This window comes from Marichromatium sp. AB31, assembly GCF_003718685.1.
Lineage (GTDB): Bacteria > Pseudomonadota > Gammaproteobacteria > Chromatiales > Chromatiaceae > Marichromatium > Marichromatium gracile.
In genome coordinates this window covers 1-21,147 of record NZ_RHFI01000034.1, presented here as the reverse complement: position 1 = coordinate 21,147, position 21,147 = coordinate 1, and the positions used below count along the sequence as shown (strand labels likewise).

Sequence of the window (21,147 nt, the reverse complement as noted above, 5' to 3'; positions counted from 1 at the left end):
GGGCCACCCGGTGGCGGCCCGTCGCTCGTTGGTGGTGGAAAGGGTCCCTGTCAGTGCTCGTCGATGCGCCCGAGGTCGAGCCCGTCGAGCTGTTCGAGCTCGGCGGCGCGGCGCTCGCCGTAGCCGAGCGCGCGGAAGTCCATGATTCCGTCCGGGGCGTGACAGTCGGCGCAGCCGTGGGCCTCGCGCTGGATGCCGTGGTTGACCATCAGGGTACCCATCTGGCGCATCCAGTGCGGTTCGACCTGGGGGCCGAGCCGGCCGGTCTCGTCGAGCGGGTAGTTCGCCGTCCAGCCATCGAGCACGCCGAAGTAGGCCATGAACTCGTCCATCATGTAGACCTTGAACGGGGTCTGGTACATGCGCTGGACGATGGGGTCGCGCAGCGCCTGCACAACCGCCGCGCGACTGTCGCCGGTGGCGTAGTAGGTGGCGTAGTCGAAGGGCAGGATCATGGCGCCGAACGGACCCTGGTTGGCGGTGTCCTCGTACATCATCGCGTTGAACAGCTTGAACGGATAGATGCGGCTCTTGCCGCCTTCCATCACCGGGCGCAGGTTGCGCTCGATCATCGCGCGACGCTGCGCGAGCAGCTCGGGGGTGAGCTGGGAGAGCGGATCGGTGGCGGCGCGGACATAGGCCTCGACGTCGATCTCGGGATAGTCGGCCTTGAGCGCCTCGGCCCTGGCGCGCACCGCGGCGATGACCTCGGGGTCGTCGATGCGGGCGATCTGCGCCATCAGCGGGTCGTAGCTGCCGTCGCCATCGGGGTTGCTGCCGAGTGCGTTGGCGAGGAAGGTGCCGTTGCCGTTGAACCACAGATAGGTGAAGCCCTTGCCGGGCGCCCCCGAGCGGTAGATGTCGGTCGGCTCGTAGATGCCTTCCTCGGCGTTCCAGGTCGGGTGGACCCAATCGCGCAGCACCACGTTGTTGTCCTCGAGCGCGGTGATGTGACAGGTCTCGCAGGCGAGGCGGTCGATATGGCCGTTGAGCAGCGCCTTGTGCTCGGAGGCGTTGTGCGGCGCGCGGCTGTGACAGCCCTCGCAGGCGACCTCCTTGTCGGGCAGGTCGTTGGCGACCAGGTCGACGCCGAAGCGCCCGCGCGGGATCTTGTGGCCCTCGGGGACGTGGCAGTCGGTGCACTGGATGTCGGCGGCGGCGTGGACGTCGGCCTCGGGGCTGAACGGGTTGCCGCGCTTGGCGCCCTGGTGGAGCAGGCGCTGGTGACGCTCGCCGAGTGCCTGGGCGGCCTGGTTGGCGTGATAGGCGTCGCCGCCCATGTTGTGCTGGTGACAGCGCAGACAGTTGTCGCTGGTGACCGGGCCGACGGTGAGCGCGGCGCGCATGCTGCGGTCCTGGTTCCAGCGCAGGCCGTGCGCGTCCTCGATGACATAGCGCTGGTTCATGTCGTAGTCGGTGGCGTGACAGATCAGGCAGTCGATCCCGGCCTTGGCCTCGGTCGGGACGTCGCCGATCGGCATCATCTTCTCGGTGGCCGGCTGGTAGTTGCCGCCGATGTGACACTGGCCGCAGCCCTCGCTGCGCAGCACCACCTCGCCCTCGGCGTGCTCCGGGCGGCTCTCGATCAACGCCGCCCAGCCGGTCCAGGAGAAGCTGCCGGGGATGCCGCAGGCGCGGTTGATCTTGCCCACCGGGATCGGTCGTTCGCCGGGGGCGTTGACCTCGCGCCCGTCGTAGCCGTAGGTCGAGAAGCCGGGCGAGTCGCTCTGGAACTTGAAGTGCACCGAGTTGACCAGGTCGTCGAGGGTGTCGACCACCGAGGTGGTGCCGTCGCCGTGGGTGACCTCGATGGTGGCGTGACACTGCAGACAGGTCTTGGGACCCTCGTAGCGACGGATGCCGGCCTCGCGGAAGTACTTGATATGGCTCGGCTCGGTGGCGCGGACCACCGAGGGGGTGTTCATCAATATCTCGATGCGCACCTCGCGGGCGAACGCCGACTCGGCCTCGGCCTCGACCCGCTCGGCGGCGCGCGCGCGTCGCGCCTCCTCGGTCAGGTCGCGTGCCATGCGCTCGAACGCCTGGTCGGTGAGCGCACGCGAGCTGGCGTAGTCCAGCGGCGCGTTGATCTTGCCGACGTAGGCGTCGAACAGCACCGGATAGAGCAGCCGGTAGACGAGATAGAGCGCGAGCAGCGCCAGCGCCCCGGCGAGCAGGAGGCGCCTGCGTCTGGTCTGGAGTAGGGGTGCGAGTACGTGCTTCATGACGCGTGCCGATCGGTCTCTTGGGTGTCGTCGGAGGTGCCGTGCTCACCGGTGAGCATGGCGCGCAGGTTGGCGGTGAGGCTGTCGCCGATGGTGATGATGTAGACGTGCACGAGCAGGAAGAGCACCAGCAGATAGCTGGTGAGCACATGGGTCATCGCCACCAGCCACAGGGTGCTGATGCCCAGCAGGGTCTCGGGCAGCAGCGGCGAGAGCAGGAAGCCCAGACCGCTGAGGATCAAGAGCGGCATCAGCAGGTACATGGCACCGAGATAGCTCAGTTGCTGGAGCACGTTGAACTTGGCCGCCGGCCCGGCGTGGAAGGGGTGGGGCTCGTCGCGGAAGATGCCGTAGGCGTAGTAGCGCGCCTGCACCCAGAGATCCCGCACCAGTCCGCGCGGCCGGGGCAGATAGTGACGGCCGTTGTCGCTCTTGAGGTTGGCGAGGACGAAGGCGATCCAGCCGAGCGCGAGCAATGTCCCGGAGACGTTGTGGATCGCCACCGCCTGGTTGAAGCCGAGCAGCCAGTCGGTGCCGGCGTAGTGCATGCTCACGCCGCTGACCATCAGCGCCAGGAACAGCGCCGCGTTGTACCAGTGCCAGGCCCTCAGCCACAGTGGATAGAGTGGGGATGTGCTCATCGGTCGTTCTCCTTGCGGCGGCGGGCGAGGCGATAGCGGCCATAGCCGTGCAGCGCGATGACCAGCGCCACCAGCGCGAGGATGGCGAGGCTCAGGGCGTCGAGCAGCGGGCTGCGGCTCATGCCGACGATATAGGCGTCGTTACGCACCAGGCTCGTCAGCCAGCCGTGCTCGGCCCGGTCCTGGGCGAGGCGGTAGCGATAGAGCCCCTCGCGCAGTCGCGAGTCGCGGCTGTGACAGGCCACGCAGCGCTTGCTGCTGTCGGCGGCGGCGAGGATCTGGTGACTGGCCTGGGGGGTGGTCGGGGTGTGGCAGTCGATACAGCGCACCGCCGCCCAGTGGGCGTCGCGCTGCGGCAGCCAGGCGTGCGAGCCGCGTAGCGGGTCGGTCACCCGGTGGTGGCAGTCGAGACAGGTCTGGTTGTCGCGCCGCACGATGGCGCCGAGGTCGTCGCCGACCTGGGAGGCGCGGAAGGCGTGCGGATCGTGACAGCTGTGACAGTCGAACTGGCGCAGCTTGTGGTGATCGGAGCTGGCGTGGACGCTGGCGGCGAACTCCTCGGCGATGCGATCGAGCCGGTAGGTGGCGTCGGCCGGGTCGTCGGCGTGACACTCGACGCAGCCGAGCTGCTCGTCGGCGAGCTTGGCGCGGTGCGGATAGCGGCCATAGCCACGGGCGTGACAGTCGCTGCAGGCGAGTTCAGCATGTGCCGAGTGATCGAGCCGCTGTGGGTCGAGCGCGAGGCTGCGGATCTCGCCGCTGTCGGGCTCGCGATAGGCGAGGGTCGACATGGCGTGACAGCGCAGGCATTCATGATCGCGCGCGGTCTCGACGGCGCTCGTCGCGGGGGCGAGCAGGCTCGTCACGAGCGCGAGCAGGGCGCCCGCCAGCCAGCGGGTTGGACGGGGACGTGAGCAATGATGGGTCATGATCTCTGTGTCGGTGGCGGACGGTGCGGGCGTCGGTCCGACGCCCCGTCGTTGCTGCCGCGATCGCGACGAGGTCGCGCCCGCGTTACCCGGGCGACGTGTCGGCGGTCCCGGTGACGAGGGATCGGGATGCGCCGCCGAGACTCAGCATGCCCAAACCCTCGCCCCCTTAGAAGGCGGATTCGTCGATTGGTTGCGACAGATCATCGTCGCTCGGTGGACGCGTGTGACGTCTCCTCGATGCGAAAGCGCGAGACCGTGTCGGCCAGACCCTCGGCCAGGCGCGCGAGATCGCCGCTGATCTGGGCCGCGTCGTGGGCACCGCTGCGCATCTGCGAGGCGCTGTCGGTGATGTTGCGCGCCTGGCCGTCGAGCTGGTTGGTCGCCGCCGATTGCTGGGTGACCGCGGTGGCGATCTCGCCGCTCTGGGCGCGGATGGTGTCGATCAGGTCGGCGATCTCGGCGAAGCGGGTGCTGGCGGCGAGGGTGCGCTCGACGGCCTGTTCGGCGCGCGCCTCGCTGGTGCTGACGCCCTGCGCCAGCTGCTGGGCGTCGGCGCGGACGCGCTCGAGGATGGTGCCGACCTCGGTGGTCGAGCGCTGGGTGCGGGTGGCCAGGGTGCGGACCTCGTTGGCGACGACGGCGAAGCCGCGCCCGGCCTCGCCGGCGCGCGCCGCCTCGATCGCGGCGTTGAGCGCAAGCAGGTTGGTCTGCTCGGCGATGGCGTGGATCACCGTCAACACCTGGTCGACGTCGCGGGTATCGGCGTCGAGCTGGCGCAACTGCTCGGCCATGCCCGCAACCTCGGTGGCAAGGTGCTCGACCGCCTGACGCGAGTCGGCGGAGATCTCGCGGCCATCGTTCGCTCGTTGCTGGGCGCGATCGGCAGCCTCGGTGGCGCGCTCGCTGCTTTCGGCGACCTGGGCGGTGCTGCTCGAGAGCTGACTGAGCGCTGCGGCGACCTGATCGGCCTCGCCGTGATGGGCGTCGGCGCGTTCGCTGATGCGCTGGGCGATCTCGGCGGTCTGGCGGGTGTGGTCGAGGGTGGTGGCGCTGGCCGTGGCGACCTCGCCGACCAGGGCGCGCATCTTCTCGGCAAAGCGGTTGAAGGCGTCGGCGAGCTGGTCGATCTCGCGCACCGGCGAGTGGGCGAGACGGCGGGTGAGGTCGCCCTCGCCCTCGCCGATGTCGCGCATCGCCGCGATCGCGCCGCGTAGCGGGTGCAGCACCGAGCGCAGGATGGCCACGCCGATGGCGAGCACCAGCAATACGGCCAGGAGGTTGATCGTCAGGGTGGTGCGGGCGATGTGCTGCATCTCCTGATCGCTGTCGGCGAACACCGCCTGCTGAGCCGCGGTGGTGCTCTGCTCCAGCGCCGCGAGGCTGTCGTGCATGGTCGCGGTGGCGGTGCGCTGCTCGGCAAGCGCCGCGCCCTGGGCCTGACGGGCCTGCAGCAGCGCCGCGCGCAGCGACAACAAGGAGTCCTGCTCGGCGCTGATGCGTCGGGCGAGGGCGTCGAGATCCTGCGCCAGCTCGGCGCCGAGCGAGGCGGTGTCGGCATCATCGAGCAGTGTGCGCACCTCATCGAGAGTGACCCGGAGACGCTCGAGTGCCGGGGCGAGGCGATTGTCATGCAGGCTCATCAGCGCCTGATGGCGCTCGGCGCTGCCGAGCAGGCCGGCAAGGGTGGCGAGCTGGGCGGTCTGGATCTGTAGTTCGCCGCCGAGTCGGGCGGCGCGCCGCACCCGGTCGTCAAGCAGCCGCTTGGCCGCCTCCCTGAGCGCCGCGTCATCGGCCGTCGGCGCGCGCAGCGCGCGGGTGAGCATGATCTGCGCGCTGGCGTTGCGGAAGGCCAGCTCCTCGACCAGCTCGGCGATGTGTGACTGCAATGCGGTAAAGGCCTGGTCGAGGTCGTTGCCGACGCCGGCGAGCTGTGCGCGCAGCCGGTGGATGCGCAGCATCTCGCCGGCGACCCGCTCATCGGCGTCGAGCAGGGTGGTCAGTGCCGTCTCGAGTGATTGCAGTGGCGCGTCCGCGTCGGTGGTGGCACGGCGCAGTGCCGAGATCCCGCGATCGAGCCGTTGCGCGATCGGGGCGCGTGGCGTGAGGGCCTCGAGTTGCTCGGCATCGCTGCTGGCGAGCACCTCGGTCTGGCGGGTGAGCAGCGCCTGCAGGGCGCCGAGGATGTTGCCCTGGTGGGTCTGGGCGCGCGAGAGCTCGACGAGCTGGGCACGACTGTCGCGCATTCCGGTATTGGCGAACAGGATGGCCCCACCCAGGATGGCCAGGGCCCCGACGCTGACGGCGAGCAATACGATCAGCAGGGTTCGGATCGAGGTGCGGGGTGGGCGCTGGTCGGTCATTCTTGCTCCTTGTGTCGACGAGCCGGCTAACTGGCTAACCGGCTAACTCTAGAGGATCGTCCAGATTCTCTCTGTGAACCATTGGATGTCTACGCCATCCGGTCCGCGATCAGGGGCAGGACCGGGGCGCATCGCACCCGCCCCGGTCGGGGCGGGCATCGCTCAACGACGGCGTTGCGTGCGTGAACCGCGCAGCGAGGTCACCCCGGCGATGATCACCGCCAGGGTGACGACGGCCACGATCAGGGTGGCGAGGGCGTTGATCTGCGGCGAGACGCCCATGCGCACGCTCGAGTAGACCACCATCGGCAGGGTGGTCGAGCCGGGGCCGGAGACGAAGCTGGCGATCACCAGATCATCGAGCGAGAGGGTGAAGGCGAGCAGCCAACCCGAGAGCAGCGCCGGGGCGATCAGCGGCAGGGTGATGCGCAGATAGACGGTGAGCGGACGCGCGCCGAGGTCCATCGCCGCCTCCTCCAGCGAGGCGTCCATCTGCGCCAGACGGGTGCGCACCACCACCGCGACATAGGCGGTGGAGAAGGTGATGTGGGCGATGGCGATGGTGGTGAAACCGCGCCCGTCGGGCCAGCCGAGGCCGTGCTGCATGGCCACGAACAGCAGCAGCATCGACAGACCGATGATGACATCGGGCATCACCAGCGGCGCGGTGAGCAGCAGCTCGAAGGCGTTGCGGCCGCGGAAGCGGCCGTGGCGCACCAGGGCGTTGGCCGCGAGGGTGCCGAGCACCACCGCCAGGGTGGCGTTGACCGCGGCGATGCGCACGCTCAGCCAGGCCGCCTCGAGCAGCTGCTGGTTGTGCAGCAGCTCGCGATACCACTTGATCGAGAAACCCGACCACACCGTCACCAGTCGCGACTCGTTGAAGGAGTAGACGATCAGCAACAGGATCGGCACGTAGAGGAAGGCGTAGCCGAAGGCGAGCAGGCTGAGCAGGGGCCAGCGACGGCGTCTCATGCGCTGTCCTCCATGCGCCGCTCGAGACGCTGCATCAGCACGAAGGGCACCACCAGCAGCCCCAGCAGCACGATCGCCAGGGCGGCGGCGAGCGGCCAGTCCTTATTACCGAAGAACTCGGTCCACAGCAGCTTGCCGACCATCAGCGTCTCCGGGCCGCCGAGCAGGTCGGGGATGACGAACTCGCCGACCACCGGGATGAACACCAGCATGCTGCCGGCGACGATGCCGGCGAGCGACAGCGGCAGGGTGACGCGCACGAAGGCGCGCAGCGGCCGGCAGCCGAGATCGGCGGCGGCCTCGAGCAGGGTCGGGTCGAGGCGCGAGAGATTGGCGTAGAGCGGCAGGATCATGAACGGCAGATAGGAGTAGACCACCCCGATATAGACCGCGGTCTGGGTGTGGAGGATGTTGAGCGGGGTGTCGATCACCCCGAGCGCGAGCAGCAGGTGGTTGAGCAGACCGTTGGTCTTGAGGATGCCGATCCAGGCATAGACCCGGATCAGAAACGAGGTCCAGAACGGCAGGATCACCAGCATCAGCAGCGGGATGCGCCAGCGCGGCGGCGCGGTGGCGATGGCATAGGCCATCGGATAGCCGATCAGCAGACAGAGCAGGGTGCAGACCAGCGCCACCCACAGCGAGTTGAGGAAGGCGGTCAGATAGATGCTGTCTTCCCACACCAGCATGAAGTTCTGCAGGTTGACCTGGATCTGCAGCACGCCCGATTCGAGCCACTCCCACAGCGGGGTGTAGGGCGGCTGGCCGAGCCGTGGCTCGGCGACGCTGATCTGCAGCACGATCAGCAGCGGCAGCAGGAAGAACACGCCGAGCCACAGATAGGGCAGGCCGATGTTGACGACGCGGCTGAGGCGCTGGCGGCGTGCGGGTGGGTTGTCTTGAGGTGCGGGCATCGCGGTGTGTCGGGGTGGTTCCTGAGCGGGTTGGGCCAGAGGCGCTGGCGTTGCTGGGGCCTCGGGGCGGTTTGGCGCAACGCCTGCACCCGCCCGGGCCGGTGCGGCGCGGGCGGGTGTGGTGCATGGCGCGGCGCGCGCGTCGGGCTATTCGGTCAGCACCACCGCGCTGGTCGGCGACCACTCGATGGCGACCTCCTGGTCCCAGGTCAGCACCTGCTCGGTGCGCGGCTGGGTGTTGGTCAGGGTCATCTCGACGCGTTGGCCCTCGACGCGCAGCCGATAGATGGAGACGTCGCCGAGATAGGCGATGTCCTCGACCACGCCGCGGAGCTGGTTGACGCCGTCCTCGCGATAGTCGAGACACAGTCGCATCTTCTCCGGTCGCACCGCCAGCGTCACCGGGGTACCGAGGGCGAGCGGGTGGAAGTTGCGCACCCGCATCGGTCGGCCCAGCCGGGTCTCGATCAGCAGCTGGTCGCCGTCGCTCTCGACCACCTTGCCCTCGAACTGGTTGATCGAGCCGATGAACTCGGCGACGAAGCGGCACGAGGGGTACTCGTAGATCGCCGTCGGGGTGTCGACCTGCATGATCTGACCGGCGTCCATCACCGCGATCCGGGTCGACATGGTCATCGCCTCTTCCTGATCGTGGGTGACGGTGATGAAGGTGATGCCGAGTCGCTCCTGGAGGTTGACCAGCTCGAACTGGGTGTTCTCGCGCAGGCGCTTGTCGAGCGCCCCGAGCGGTTCGTCGAGCAGCAGCAGCTTGGGGTGCTTGGCGAGGCTGCGCGCCAGCGCCACGCGCTGGCGCTGGCCGCCGGAGAGCTGCTCGGGCTTGCGCCGGCGCAGCTCGGCGATGCGCAGCAGTTCGAGCATCTCGTCGACCCGCTCGGCGCGCTCGCCGCGCCCGAGCCGCTCCTGCTTGAGCCCGAACTCGATGTTCTGCGCCACCGTCATGTGCGGAAACAGCGCGTAGGACTGGAACATCATGTTGACCGGGCGCGAGTAGGGCGGCACGTCGGTGACATCGACCCCGTCGATATAGATCCGCCCCGCCGTCGGGTACTCGAGCCCGGCGAGCATCCGCAGCAGGGTCGACTTGCCGCACCCCGAGCTGCCGAGCAGCGAGAAGAACTCGCCCTTGAAGATGTCGAGGCTCAGGTCCTCGACGGCATGGTGCTCGCCGAAGCGCTTGCTGACCCGCTCGATGCGCACATAGGGCGTGGCCTTGGGGTCCTGCCAGGTGTCGAGGTTGCGGCGGTCGAGGGCGATGGGCATGGACGAGTTGCGCTCCGCCACGTCAGCGGTTGGCCTTGAGCCGGGTCCAGCGGCGGTTGAGGTCGCGGATCTCGCGATCGCTGCGCTGGTTGGGCACGAACAGCCGCGCCTTGACCTCGGCCGGCGGATAGATGCCCGGATCCTCGCGCAGCGCGGCCTCGACCAGCGGCGTGGCCGCGAGGTTGGGGTTGGCGTAGTAGACGTAGTCGGAGACGGCGGCGATCACCTCGGGCTGGAGCAGGTGGGCGATGAAGGCGTGCGCGGCCTCGGGGTTGGGCGCATCGCTCGGGATCGCCATCACGTCGGTCCACATCGCCGCGCCCTCGCGCGGGATGCGATAGATCACCTCGACCCCCTTGCCGGCCTCGTCGGCGCGTTCCTGGGCCTGCAGCACATCGCCCGAGTAGCCGTGGGCGATGCACAGGTCACCGTTGGCCAGGTCGCTGATGTACTGCGAGGAGTGGAAATAGCGGATATGGGGATAGACGCCCTTGATCAGCTCGGCGGCGGCGTCGAGATCGGCGCGTTCGAGACTGTTGGGGTCCTTGCCGAGATAGGCCAGCGCGGCGGAGAAGACCTCGGTCGGGTCGTCGAGCAGGGCGATGCCGCAACCGGCGAGCCTGGCGGCGATCTGCGGGTCGAAGACCAGCGCCCAGGTGTCGAGCGGGACCTGGTCGCCGAGGATCTCGCGGACCTTGGCACGATTGATCCCGAGCCCCGAGGTCCCCCACATGTAGGGGACGAGGTGGGCGTTGTCGGGATCGATCTCGGCGAGGCTGGCCATGATCTCGGGATCGAGTCGATCCAGCCCCGGCAGCTGCGACTTGTCGAGCGGCAGATAGAGCCCGGCGCGGATGTGGCGCGCGGCGAAGGGGCGCGCGGTGGGGAAGATCAGGTCGTAGCCGCTGCTGCCGGCGAGCAGCTTGGCCTCGAGGATCTCGTTGGCGTCGTAGAGATCGAGCACCGGGCGGATGCCGGTGCCGGCCTCGAAGGTCTCGAGGGTGTCCTCGGCGAAGTAGTCGTTCCAGTTGTAGAGATGGACCTGCTCCTCGGCGAGAGCGAGGGGCGCCACGGCCCAGAGCGACAGCGACAGGAGGAGGTTGGCGAGCTTACGCACGTGCGCGATCCCCATGGAAGAAGTGGTAGTGGTGGTGGAGGTTCGTTCGAGCGCGCAATCGTACTGCATTCGTGGGTCCGCTCGCATTACCCGAGTGGCGAATGGCGACGGGGTGGAGGCGCGCGCGCGAGGCCTCATAATGGTTGTCGGTTGATGAGATCAGTGGAGGGGCGGTTGACAGCGCACGACAGACAGCTCGATGAGCAGCGGTTTCGCATCGGTTCGGTCTCCCAGCTGACCGGGGTGCCGGCCGAGACCCTGCGGGTCTGGGAGCGACGTTACGCGGTGGCCAGCCCGGCGCGCACGCCCTCCGGGGTCCGTCTCTACAGCGCCGAGGACGTCGCACGCCTGACCCTGATCAAGCGTCTGGTCGATCGCGGCGACGCCATCGGCAGCGTGGCGCGGCTCGATCTCGGCCAGTTGCGCGGACGCCTGCAGGGGCCGGACCTGCTCGACCCGATGGCGAGCGTCCGCCCGCCGTGCCGGGTGATGGTGGTCGGCGCGGCGCTGGGCGAGCGGCTGCGCCTCGAGGGCGGGCTGCCCGAGGAGGTGGTGCTCGAGCGCGCCTTCGACACCGCCACGAGCTTCCTCGCCGACCCGCTGACGCTGTGTCCCGATGTCCTGGTGGTCGAGCAGCCGACGCTGCATCTCGATCAGCTCGACGACCTCCGGCGATTGCAGATGCATGCCGGGGCGGCGCGTACCGTGGTGGTCTATGTGTTCTCCAGCAGCACCACGCTGAGCCGGCTCGAGGCGCTGGGGATGAGCGCGCGCCGCGCGCCGCTGACCACCGCCGAGCTGGCCCGTTGCTGTCTGTCGCTGCAGCCCGGGGTCGCGGCGGCCGGTCTCGATCCCGAACTGGGCTACGGACCGCCGCCGCGGCGCTATTCCGACTCGGAACTCATCGAGATCGCCGCCGCCTCGCATACCCGTTGCGAGTGTCCGCGTCATCTCGTCGACCTGATCCAGGCGCTGGCCGCCTTCGAGCGCTACGGCGCCGAGTGTGAGAGCCGCAGCAGCGATAACGCACTGCTCCACGCCGCCCTCTATCGCTCCACCGCGCATGCGCGCGCAATCCTCGAGAACACCCTGGCGCGCACGCTCTCGTTGCTCGCCGGCGGCGCCTGTGGTCAAGATAAGGACTGATCTGCGCCGCGGTTGCGGTTAAACTGACCGGCTTCCGTGCCACGCGGCCCATCGCGTCCTCACGGGGGATTGCCGCGCGGGGCTTGCCGCCGCGCCGTGGGACGAGGCCTCGCTCCCGCCTGCGCCCGGGTCCGCCGGGCGCCCGCTGTCAACACCACTGGACCGTCTCGGACTCTAGCTATGATTTCGCTCCTGGACTATGGCGCCGGCAATGTCCGTAGCCTGCGCAACGCCATTCACGCACTCGGCTTCTCGCTCACCGAGATCGAACGCCCCGAGGACATCCTCAAGGCCGAACGCCTCATCTTTCCCGGCGTCGGCGCCTTCGGCGCGGCCATGGAGCGCCTGCACCGACTCGGCTATGTCGAGCCGCTGCGCGAATATCTCGCCGCCGGACGCCCCTATCTGGGGATCTGCATCGGTCTGCAGACCTTGTTCGAGGGCAGCGAGGAGTGTCCCGGGGTCGCCGGCCTGGGGTTGATCCCGGGGCAGGTGCGCCGCTTCGACGACAGCGAGCTGGCGGTACCGCACATGGGCTGGAACGATGTGCGCGTCGAGCGCGACTCGCCGCTGTTCGCCGACTATGCCGGCGAGAAGTTCTACTTCGTCCACTCCTTCCGCGCCGAGCAGAGCGCCGAGAACGCCGACTGGGTGCTGGCGAGCAGCGACTACGGCAGCCCCTTCGTCAGCGCCGTGCAGCGCGGTCAGGTCGGCGCGGTGCAGTTCCACCCGGAGAAGAGCGGGGCGGCGGGGTTGCGGTTGCTGCGCCGCTTCCTTGCCGGTGATGCGGTGCCCGAGACCCCGGCGGTGCGCGAGGCCGCGGCGGCGCCGACCAAGCTGGCGCGGCGCGTGATCGCCTGTCTCGACGTGCGTGCCAACGACGCCGGCGATCTGGTGGTGACCAAGGGCGATCAGTACGACGTGCGCGAGTCCGGCGCGGTGCGCAACCTCGGCAAGCCGGTGGAGCTGGCCGCGCGCTACTACGAGGAGGGCGCCGACGAGGTGACCTTCCTCAACATCACCGGTTTTCGCGACTTCCCGCTCGCCGACCAGCCGATGCTCGAGGTGCTCGAGCGCGCCTCGGAGCGGGTGTTCGTGCCGCTGACCATCGGCGGGGGCATCCGCGCCTTCTCCGACGCCGAGGGCACCCACTACTCGGCGCTCGACGTCGCCGACCGTTATTTCCGTGCCGGCGCCGACAAGGTCTCGATCGGCTCCGAGGCGGTGCACATCGTCGAGCAGGCGCTCGCGCGCGGCGGCGAGGGCGACGGCACCAGCGCCATCGAGCAGATCGCCGAGGTCTACGGCAATCAGGCGGTGGTGGTCTCGATCGATCCGCGCCGGGTCTATGTCGAGCGCCCCGAGGAGACCCGTCACCACACCGTCGAGACCGCCGAGCCCGGCCCCAACGGCGAGCGCTATTGCTGGTTCCAGTGCACCGTCAAGGGCGGGCGCGAGGGACGCGATATCGACGCCGTGGAGCTGGCGCGGGTGTGTGAGCGTCTCGGTGCCGGTGAGATCCTGCTCAACTCGATCGATCGCGACGGCACCGGCGCCGGATTCGACCTCGAGCTGGTCGGTGCGGTACGCTCGGCTGTTCGCATCCCCGTCATCGCCTCCAGCGGCGCCGGCTGTGTCGAGCACTTCGCCGAGGTGTTCGAGCGAACCGGGGCCGAGGCCGCGCTCGCGGCCGGCATCTTCCATCGTCGCGAGGTCCCGATCGAAGCGGTGAAGAGCTATCTGCGCGAGCGCGGGATCGAGACCCGGCTGCGTTGATCGGCAGGGTGCGCGCGTGGGCGTCGTCGCCAATGCGTGCACCCTGATGCGTGGCAGTTTGCGAATTGTCGTGGAGTGAGAATCGATTGCTGCAAGAATCTTTTCTTGCTTTACCTAATACTTACGATTTATATAATTACGAAAGTCAATAGATCATAATTTCGTAAACTCCCACAGGTTTTTCTGGCCGTGGCAACGCTCCGCTCTCTGGCACGGCCCCTGGTCTGTCGGCCAGGCAGCGTGATTGTCGCGCACCTCGGCGCATCCCGGGCGCCGAATTGTCCAGACCGCCTTTCGCCGGAATCTCAAGTAGTAATATGGCAACCATCCTGACCGCAGTAGGATTCATGGCCGCGCTCGGCCTCATGCTCGCCCTGATGTTGGTGGTGGCGAACAGACGCTTCTATGTCTACGAAGACCCTCGTATCGATCAAGTCGAGGATCTGCTCCCCAAGGCCAATTGCGGCGCCTGTGGTGAAGCGGGTTGTCGCACCTTCGCCGAGTTGCTCGTCAAGGGCGAGGTCGAACCCGGTAAGTGCACGGTCAACGCCAAGGACACCAACCAGATCATCGCCGACTTCCTCGGCGTCTCCCTGGGTAATACCGAGAAGCGTGTGGCAAGGCTCGCTTGCGCCGGCGGTGACCATGTCGCCTATATCCGTGCCTCCTACGGCGGCATCTCCTCGTGTCGCGCCGCGGCCCTGGTCGGCGGTGGCGGCAAGGGTTGCTCCTGGGGCTGTCTGGGGATGGGCGACTGTGTCGAGGTGTGCCAGTTCGGCGCGCTCTCGCTCGACGCCCATGGCCTGCCGGTGGTCGACGAGGACAAGTGCACCGCCTGCGGCGACTGCGTGAGCGTCTGCCCCAAGGACCTGTTCAGCATCCACCCGGTCAGCCACCGGCTGTGGGTCGCCTGCAAGAGCCTGGACGCCGGTGACGAGGTCGAGCACCAGTGCGAGGTCGCCTGTACCGCCTGTGGCCGCTGTGTCCAGGACTCTCCCGAAGGACTGATCGAGATCCGCGACAACCTCGCCGTGCTCGATTACGACAAGAACGCGCTCGCTTCCAAGGTGGCGATCGAGCGCTGTCCGACCGGGGCCATCGTCTGGCTCGAGCCGGGCGGCGCCGTCACCAAGGGGCGCGATGCCCGCAAGGTCGTACGCAAGGCAGCACTACCCATGGCTTGACGCGCGTACGGCCCGCGTCGCGCCGCATCGAGCTGCGGCCGACGCCCCGCCTCCAATAAAAAGATCCAGGCCGCTCGATTCGGAGCGCAAGAATTCTGATCCAAACCCGCTTTGCGCACAGGCGTCCCGACGCCGGCGTCTCGGTGGTTCAACAATAGAGAAGGCCCATGTTCGGAAAGAAAGACGATAAGCAGTACAAGTATCCTGGCACCCGTATGGCGATGGACGGCAATACTGCCGTAATCATGTGCGAGCGCGAGGCATCCGATGCCGCTGGTGCCTATCCGATCACCCCCTCGACCCAGATGGGCGAATTCTGGGCCGAAGAGGTCGCCAAGGGACACGTCAATGTCTCCGGGCAGCCGCTGATCTTCGTCGAGCCCGAGTCCGAGCACGCCGCCGCCGCGGTCACCGCCGGCATGTCGATGAGCGGCCTGCGCGCGGTCAACTTCTCCTCCGCTCAGGGTGTGGCCTTCATGCACGAGTCGCTGTATGCGGCCGTCGGCAAGCGTCTGCCCTATGTGCTCAACATCGGTGCGCGTGCCATCACCAAGGCCAGTCTCAACGTGCACTGCGCGCACGATGACTATCACTGCATCGACGACACCGGCTTCTTCCAGGTCTTTGCCAAGAACGCCCAGGAGGCCGCCGACCTCAACCTGATCGCGCGCAAGGTCGCCGAGCTCAGCCTGACCCCGGCCGCCGTCGGCCAGGACGGCTTCCTCACCACCCACCTGATCGAGCCGCTGCAGGTCCCCGAGCGCGCCCTGGTCGAGGAGTTCTGCGGTCGTCCCGACGACATCATCGAGTCGCCGACCCCGGCCCAGCGCCTCGCCTACGGCCCCACTCGCCGGCGCGTGCCGCTGGTGTGGGACGTCGACAACCCGGTCGCCTCGGGTACGGTGCAGAACCAGGACGCCTACATGCAGGCGGTCGCGGCGCAGCGCCCCTATTTCTTCGATCACATCGCCGAGATCACCGACCAGTGCATGGATGAGTTCTTCGAACTCACCGGTCGGCGCTATCACCGCGCCATGGGCTACCGTCTCGAGGACGCCGACTACGTGCTGCTCGGTCAGGGCAGCATGGTCACCCAGGCCGAGGCGGTCGCCGACTATCTGCGCGAGACCCGCGATATCAAGGTCGGCGTGATCAACCTCACCATGTTCCGGCCCTTCCCGGGCGAGCTGATCGCCGCCCTGATCCAGGGCAAGAAGGGCGTGGCGGTGCTCGAGCGCACCGACCAGCCGCTCGCCGAGGACCTGCCGATCATGCGCGAGGTGCGCGCGGCGCTGGCCAAGTGTGTCGAGAACGGCATGGCCGAGAAGGGCGAGGCGCCGGCCTATGCCGACTACCCGAGCTATGGCCGCGGCGAGATGCCGCGTCTCTACTCCGCCAGCTACGGTCTCGGCTCGCGCGACCTGCAGCCCGAGGGGCTGATCGCCGCGGTCGAGAACATGGTGCCGGGCGGCGCCCAGCGCAAGTTCTTCTATCTCTCGGTCGACTTCGTGCGCGACCCGATCGATCCCAAGGACGAGATCCGCATCCAGAGCCTCAAGGACGCCTACCCGAACGTCGGCGATCTGGCGCTGCGCGGCAGCGAGAACCCCAACCTGCTGCCCAAGGGCGCGGTGACGGTGCGCATGCATTCGGTCGGTGGCTGGGGTGCCGTGACCACCGGCAAGAACCTCGCCATGACGCTCTACGAGCTGCTCGGCTACGACATCCGCGCCAACCCCAAGTACGGCTCGGAGAAGAAGGGTCAGCCGACCACCTACTTCCTCTCGGCCGCGCCCGAGCCGATCCGGCTCAACTGCGAGTACACCTACGTCGACGTGGTGCTCAGCCCCGACCCGAACGTGTTCACCCACTCCAACCCGCTCGCCGGTCTCGACCGCAAGGGCAGCTTCGTCATCCAGTCGAGCATGGAGGATCCGGAGCAGGTGTGGGCGAGCTTCCCGGCGTCGGCGCGCAAGTTCATCGTCGACAACGAGATCCGCGTCTTCTACATCGACGGCTTCAAGATCGCCCGCGAGGAGGCCTCCAACCCCGAGCTGCAGTTCCGCATGCAGGGTAATGCCTTCCAGGGTGCCTTCTTCGCCGCCTCGCCGCTGATGGAGCGCTCCGGGCTCGACGAGGCCGGGCTGTTTGCGGCCATCGAGGAGCAGCTGCGCGCCAAGTTCGGCGCCAAGGGCGAGCGCGTGGTGCAGGACAACCTGCGCATCGTGCGGCGCGGCTTCGACGAGATCGTCGAGATCGTCGACAAGCCGCTGGTCGCCGGCCAGCTGATGCCGCGCAAGGAGCCGGCGCTGCCGGTGATGCTCAAGGCCATGCCCGAGGGCGATGGCGGCATCAGCGACGTGCACCGCTTCTGGGAGCAGACCGGCTCCTTCTACGCCAGCGGTCAGGGCAACGACAACCTCGCCGACCCGCAGATGGCGCTGTCGCTGATGCCCGCGGCCAGCGGCGTCTATCGCGACATGACCCAGATCCGCTTCGAGTACCCGAAGTTCATCCCCGAGAACTGCACCGCCTGCGGCAACTGCTTCACCGTGTGTCCCGACAGCGCGCTGCCGGGTCTGGTCAACAGCGTCTCCGACATCTTCTCGGCGGCGATCCTGCGCGTCGAGCGCAGCATGCCCACCCAGCACCTGCGTCGCGAGAGCCGCAACGTCGAGAAGCGTCTGCGTGCGCTGATCAACATCAACGGCGAGTCGGCCGATCTGCGTCAGCTGATGGATCAGGCGATCCTCGAGGTGCTCGCCGAGTTCTCCGGCGAGGAGAGCCAGAAGGCCGCGCTGGAGCAGGAGTTCGGGCTGCTGATGCAGGCGCTCGGCGACTACCAGTTCGCCGTCACCAAGCCCTACTGGAGCAACCGCGAGAAGCAGCAGAAGGGCAGCGGCGGGCTGTTCAGCATCACCGTCAACCCCTACACCTGTAAGGGCTGCATGGAGTGTATCGACGTCTGTAACGACGGCGCCCTGGTCGCCGAGCCGCAGACCGACGAGAGCATCCGGCAGATGCAGGCGCGCTGGGACATGTGGCTCGATCTGCCGACCACCGACCCGGACTTCATCCGCATCGATGACCTCGACGACAAGGTCGGCGCGCTCGAGACCCTGCTGCTCGACAAGACCAACTATCTGTCGATGGTCTCGGGCGACGGTTCGTGCATGGGCTGCGGCGAGAAGACCGCGCTGCACCTGTTCACCTCGACCGTCACCGCGCTGATGCAGCCGCGCATCAAGCGTCACCTCGCCGAGCTCGACGACCTCATCAACCGTCTCGAGACCCATGTCCGGCTCAAGCTCGCCGAGAGCATGGACCTCAGCAACACCGCCGCCATCACCAAGGCGCTCGACGAGCACAAGGACAGCGACCTGACCCTCGGCGGCCTGACCTCCGAGCTCGATCAGAGCAGCGGCGCGCGTCCGGTCGACCCGGAGTGGCTGAAGTGGGTCACCGGCCTGCTCGACACCCTGCGTCAGCTCAAGGCGCAGTACACCGGCAACCAGCCGCGCGCCAACATGGGTATCGTCAACGCCACCGGCTGTAGTTCGGTGTGGGGCGCGACCTTCCCCTACAGCCCCTATCCCTTCCCCTGGGCCAACCACCTGTTCCAGGACTCGCCGTCGATGGCGCTGGGTCTGTTCGAGGGCCACATGCGCAAGATGGGCGAGGGCTTCAAGGCCATCCGCCAGGCGCGCATGGAGCTCGAGGGGCGCTACAACGCCGCCGATCCGGCCTGCGACCTGACCTACTTCGGCTGGAAGGACTTCAGCGACGAGGAGTGGCTGCTGTGCCCGCCGGTGGTCGCCGTCGGCGGTGACGGGGCGATGTACGACATCGGCTTCCAGAACCTCTCGCGCGCGCTGATGTCCGGCCACCCGGTCAAGATCATGGTGCTCGACACCCAGGTCTACTCCAACACCGGTGGTCAGGCCTGTACCTCGGGCTTCATCGGCCAGGTCGCGGACATGAGCCCCTACGGCAAGGCGTGGAAGGGCAAGACCGAGATCCGCAAGGAGATGGGTCTGATCGGCATGGCGCATCGCACCAGCTTCGTGCTCAACAGCTCGGCCTCGCACCTCACCCACCTGCTCGAGGGCTATATCGACGGTCTGAACTCGCGCCACCCGGCCCTGTTCAACGTCTACACCAGCTGTCAGCCCGAGCACGGTATCGGCGACGACATGTCCAACCGTCAGGGTCGCATGGCCGTCGAGTCGCGCGCCTACCCGCTGTTCCGCTACGACCCGGACGCCGGCTCGACCTTCGAGGAGTGCTGCTCGATCGAGGGCAACCCGCAGATCGAGCGCGACTGGATCAGCTGGAGCATCGACTACACCAACGAGGACGGCGAGCCGGCCAGCCTCGAGGTGCCGCTGACCTTCGCCGACTTCGCGCTCACCGAGGGCCGCTTCCGCAAGCACTTCCGCAAGGCGCCGCCGGAGACCTGGAACGACTCCATGGTGCCGCTGGCCGAGTTCCTCGAACTCGACGAGGACGATCGCGAGGGCCGCTTCCCCTACATCTGGGGCGTCGACGGCAAGAACCGCCTGATGCGCGTGCTGGTCTCGCAGGAGCTGGTGCTCAGCTGTGAGGAGCGCCAGCAGTTCTGGGCGCAGCTGCGCGGACTCTGTGGCGAGCTCAACCGCATCGACCTCGATCGGGTGCGCAACGAGGCCAAGGCCGACATGGCGCAGAAGCTCACCGCCAACCTGCTGGCCATGGCCGGCGGCGAGGCCGGTGGTATCAATGCGCTGATCGGCAACGGCAATGGCAACGGCGCCAATGGTGCCAACGGTCATGGTCTCAACGGTGCCAATGGCGCCAACGGCAGCGCCGACTGGGAGCCGGTGTGGGTGGAGACGCCCGAGTGCACCGCCTGTGACGAGTGCATCAACATCAACCCGTCGATCTTCCGCTACAACGCCGAGCGCAAGGCCGAGATCGTCGATCCCAAGGCCGGTCCGTTCAAGGACATCGTCAAGGCCGCCGAGAAGTGCAGCGCCGCCTGCATCCACCCCGGCACCCCCTGGAACCCGTCCGAGCCCGGCGTCGACAAGCTGGTCAAGCGTGCGGAGAAGTTCCAGTAAGTCGGCCGCCCCTGGCTGCCCGGCGTCCTGACGCCGGGCCACGCTAGAGGAATGCGCACGCGGCGCCGCGTCAGGCGTCGCGTGCCCCCGTTCGCCAGACACCCCTCGGGTGTCGACCACACAGCAGTACTGACGCATGGCTCTATTCAGCATCTTTCCGCGCCGCAAGACCTTCGATCACGGGATCTATCCCGTCGAGCACAAGGAACTGACGGCGGACAAGCCGATTCGACGCATGCCGTTTGCCCCGGAGCTGGTGATCCCGCTGGAGCAGCACAAAGGCAAGCCGGCCATCCCGACCGTGCGAGTTGGTCAGGAGGTGGTGCGTGGCGAGCCGATCGCCGAGGCCGATGGTCATGTCTCGGTGCCGATGCATGCCCCGGCCACCGGGGTGATCCGTGACATCGCGCTGGCCCCCACCGCCGCCGGCCCCAAGGCCCCGGCGATCTATCTCAAGGTCTATCAGGCCGCCAGCCAGCGGGTGCTGTTCGACAGCGCCCCCGATCTGGCGGCGATGTCGCGCGCCGAGCTCGTCGCCGCCGTGCAGCAGGCCGGTCTGGTCGGGCTCGGTGGTGCCGCCTTCCCCAGTCACGTCAAGCTCGTGCCCCCCGAGGGGCGCACCATCGAGACGGTGCTGGTCAACGGTTGCGAGTGCGAGCCCTATCTCACCTGCGACCATCGCATCATGCTCGAGCAGACCGCGGCGCTGGTGCGCGGCATCCAGCTGGTGCTGCGCGCCACCGGCGCCGAGCGTGCCGTCATCGGCGTCGAGGACAACAAGCTCGATGCCGTCGAGCACCTGCGCCGCGAGATCCCCGCGGACCTGCCGATCACCGCCGAGGCGGTGCAGAGCAAGTACCCGCAGGGCGCCGAGCGCATGCTCATCAAGAGCCTGACCGGGCGCGAGGTGCCGGTCGGCGGGCTGCCGGCCGATGTCGGCGTGGCCGTCTACAACGTCGGCACCCTGGCGCAGATGGGCGACCTGCTGCCCAAGGGGCAGGGGTTGATCGAGCGCGTGGTCACGGTCAGTGGCCCCGGCGTCGAGCGCCCCGGCAACTTCATGGTGCCGGTCGGCACCCCGCTGCGCTTCCTGCTCGAGCAGGTCGGGCTCAAGGAGAGCTTCGGCGAGGTGATCCTCGGCGGGCCGATGATGGGCATGGCGGTGGCCTCGCTCGATGTACCGGTGACCAAGGCCGTCTCCGGGGTGGTGGTGCTCGAACGCGAGGACCTCGACCTGGCCGAGCGCAAGGTCTACCCCTGCATCAAGTGCGGTGCCTGTGTCGAGGCCTGCCCGATCTCGCTCAACCCCTCGGTACTGGGTGAGCTGGCGCAGGTGCGCGACTATGCGACGATGGCCGAGCACTATCATCTCGACCAGTGCTTCGAGTGTGGCTGTTGCGCCTATGTGTGTCCGTCGAACATCCCGCTGACCCAGTATTTCCGCATCGCCAAGGCGATCAACCGAGAGGATGAGCAGTAAGCTCGCCGGTCGCCTCG

Annotated in this window: 13 protein-coding genes; 5 read left to right on the top strand and 8 right to left on the bottom strand. The window is 68.0% G+C overall.

Annotation, left to right across the window (positions count from 1 at the left end):
* Positions 1-50: 50 nt before the first annotated feature.
* The 8 genes from EBL84_RS15925 to EBL84_RS15890 all read right to left on the bottom strand — a co-directional run bounded on the left by EBL84_RS15925 (position 51) and on the right by EBL84_RS15890 (position 10,460).
* Positions 51-2,225, bottom strand: a complete 2,175-nt coding sequence (locus EBL84_RS15925) for a multiheme c-type cytochrome (RefSeq protein WP_123141697.1) — start codon at positions 2,223-2,225, stop codon at positions 51-53.
* The gene (locus EBL84_RS15920) at positions 2,222-2,866 is read right to left on the bottom strand and encodes a cytochrome b/b6 domain-containing protein (RefSeq protein ID WP_123141696.1); all 645 of its coding nucleotides are present in this window, start codon (positions 2,864-2,866) and stop codon (positions 2,222-2,224) included. Before EBL84_RS15920 ends, EBL84_RS15925 begins: the two co-directional genes overlap by 4 nt.
* On the bottom strand, positions 2,863-3,795 hold the full coding sequence (locus tag EBL84_RS15915; RefSeq protein ID WP_123141695.1) for a nitrate reductase: 933 nt from the start codon (positions 3,793-3,795) through the stop codon (positions 2,863-2,865). The genes EBL84_RS15920 and EBL84_RS15915 overlap by 4 nt, the downstream gene beginning before the upstream one ends.
* A gap of 203 nt (positions 3,796-3,998) precedes the next feature.
* Positions 3,999-6,158: a methyl-accepting chemotaxis protein gene (locus EBL84_RS15910; protein ID WP_123141694.1), complete on the bottom strand. Its 2,160-nt coding sequence runs from the start codon at positions 6,156-6,158 to the stop codon at positions 3,999-4,001.
* A gap of 162 nt (positions 6,159-6,320) precedes the next feature.
* A complete protein-coding gene (locus EBL84_RS15905) occupies positions 6,321-7,133 on the bottom strand; it encodes an ABC transporter permease subunit (protein WP_123141693.1) in 813 nt (270 codons plus the stop codon).
* On the bottom strand, positions 7,130-8,047 hold the full coding sequence (locus EBL84_RS15900) for an ABC transporter permease subunit (RefSeq protein ID WP_062272803.1): 918 nt from the start codon (positions 8,045-8,047) through the stop codon (positions 7,130-7,132). The genes EBL84_RS15905 and EBL84_RS15900 overlap by 4 nt, the downstream gene beginning before the upstream one ends.
* A 147-nt stretch (positions 8,048-8,194) precedes the next feature.
* Positions 8,195-9,328 (bottom strand): ABC transporter ATP-binding protein, encoded by a 1,134-nt coding sequence (locus EBL84_RS15895; protein WP_062272805.1) that lies wholly within the window; start codon positions 9,326-9,328, stop codon positions 8,195-8,197.
* A gap of 22 nt (positions 9,329-9,350) precedes the next feature.
* A complete protein-coding gene (locus tag EBL84_RS15890) occupies positions 9,351-10,460 on the bottom strand; it encodes a polyamine ABC transporter substrate-binding protein (protein ID WP_123141692.1) in 1,110 nt (369 codons plus the stop codon).
* Positions 10,461-10,619: 159 nt separating this feature from the next.
* Here EBL84_RS15890 and EBL84_RS15885 point away from each other — a divergent pair, with 159 nt between their 5' ends.
* The 5 genes from EBL84_RS15885 (at position 10,620) to rsxC (ending at position 21,130) form a co-directional block, all read left to right on the top strand.
* A complete protein-coding gene (locus tag EBL84_RS15885; RefSeq protein ID WP_223806170.1) occupies positions 10,620-11,591 on the top strand; it encodes a MerR family transcriptional regulator in 972 nt (323 codons plus the stop codon).
* A 180-nt stretch (positions 11,592-11,771) separates the two neighbouring features.
* On the top strand, positions 11,772-13,367 hold the full coding sequence (gene hisF / locus EBL84_RS15880; RefSeq protein WP_123141690.1) for an imidazole glycerol phosphate synthase subunit HisF: 1,596 nt from the start codon (positions 11,772-11,774) through the stop codon (positions 13,365-13,367).
* Between the two features lie 317 nt (positions 13,368-13,684).
* The gene (locus EBL84_RS15875) at positions 13,685-14,551 is read left to right on the top strand and encodes an RnfABCDGE type electron transport complex subunit B (RefSeq protein ID WP_062272812.1); all 867 of its coding nucleotides are present in this window, start codon (positions 13,685-13,687) and stop codon (positions 14,549-14,551) included.
* Between the two features lie 167 nt (positions 14,552-14,718).
* Positions 14,719-19,650: a 2-oxoacid:acceptor oxidoreductase family protein gene (locus tag EBL84_RS15870; RefSeq protein WP_123141689.1), complete on the top strand. Its 4,932-nt coding sequence runs from the start codon at positions 14,719-14,721 to the stop codon at positions 19,648-19,650.
* A gap of 136 nt (positions 19,651-19,786) precedes the next feature.
* A complete protein-coding gene (rsxC, locus tag EBL84_RS15865) occupies positions 19,787-21,130 on the top strand; it encodes an electron transport complex subunit RsxC (RefSeq protein ID WP_123141688.1) in 1,344 nt (447 codons plus the stop codon).
* Positions 21,131-21,147: the final 17 nt, after the last annotated feature.

Bases quoted from the DNA above. Each gene is read 5' to 3' on its own strand.
- EBL84_RS15925 (WP_123141697.1), bottom strand. From the start codon at position 2,225: ATGAAGCACGTACTCGCACCCCTACTCCAGACCAGACGCAGGCGCCTC.
- EBL84_RS15920 (WP_123141696.1), bottom strand. From the start codon at position 2,866: ATGAGCACATCCCCACTCTATCCACTGTGGCTGAGGGCCTGGCACTGG.
- EBL84_RS15915 (WP_123141695.1), bottom strand. From the start codon at position 3,795: ATGACCCATCATTGCTCACGTCCCCGTCCAACCCGCTGGCTGGCGGGC.
- EBL84_RS15910 (WP_123141694.1), bottom strand. From the start codon at position 6,158: ATGACCGACCAGCGCCCACCCCGCACCTCGATCCGAACCCTGCTGATC.
- EBL84_RS15905 (WP_123141693.1), bottom strand. From the start codon at position 7,133: ATGAGACGCCGTCGCTGGCCCCTGCTCAGCCTGCTCGCCTTCGGCTAC.
- EBL84_RS15900 (WP_062272803.1), bottom strand. From the start codon at position 8,047: ATGCCCGCACCTCAAGACAACCCACCCGCACGCCGCCAGCGCCTCAGC.
- EBL84_RS15895 (WP_062272805.1), bottom strand. From the start codon at position 9,328: ATGCCCATCGCCCTCGACCGCCGCAACCTCGACACCTGGCAGGACCCC.
- EBL84_RS15890 (WP_123141692.1), bottom strand. From the start codon at position 10,460: ATGGGGATCGCGCACGTGCGTAAGCTCGCCAACCTCCTCCTGTCGCTG.
- hisF (WP_123141690.1), top strand. From the start codon at position 11,772: ATGATTTCGCTCCTGGACTATGGCGCCGGCAATGTCCGTAGCCTGCGC.
- EBL84_RS15875 (WP_062272812.1), top strand. From the start codon at position 13,685: ATGGCAACCATCCTGACCGCAGTAGGATTCATGGCCGCGCTCGGCCTC.
- EBL84_RS15870 (WP_123141689.1), top strand. From the start codon at position 14,719: ATGTTCGGAAAGAAAGACGATAAGCAGTACAAGTATCCTGGCACCCGT.
- rsxC (WP_123141688.1), top strand. From the start codon at position 19,787: ATGGCTCTATTCAGCATCTTTCCGCGCCGCAAGACCTTCGATCACGGG.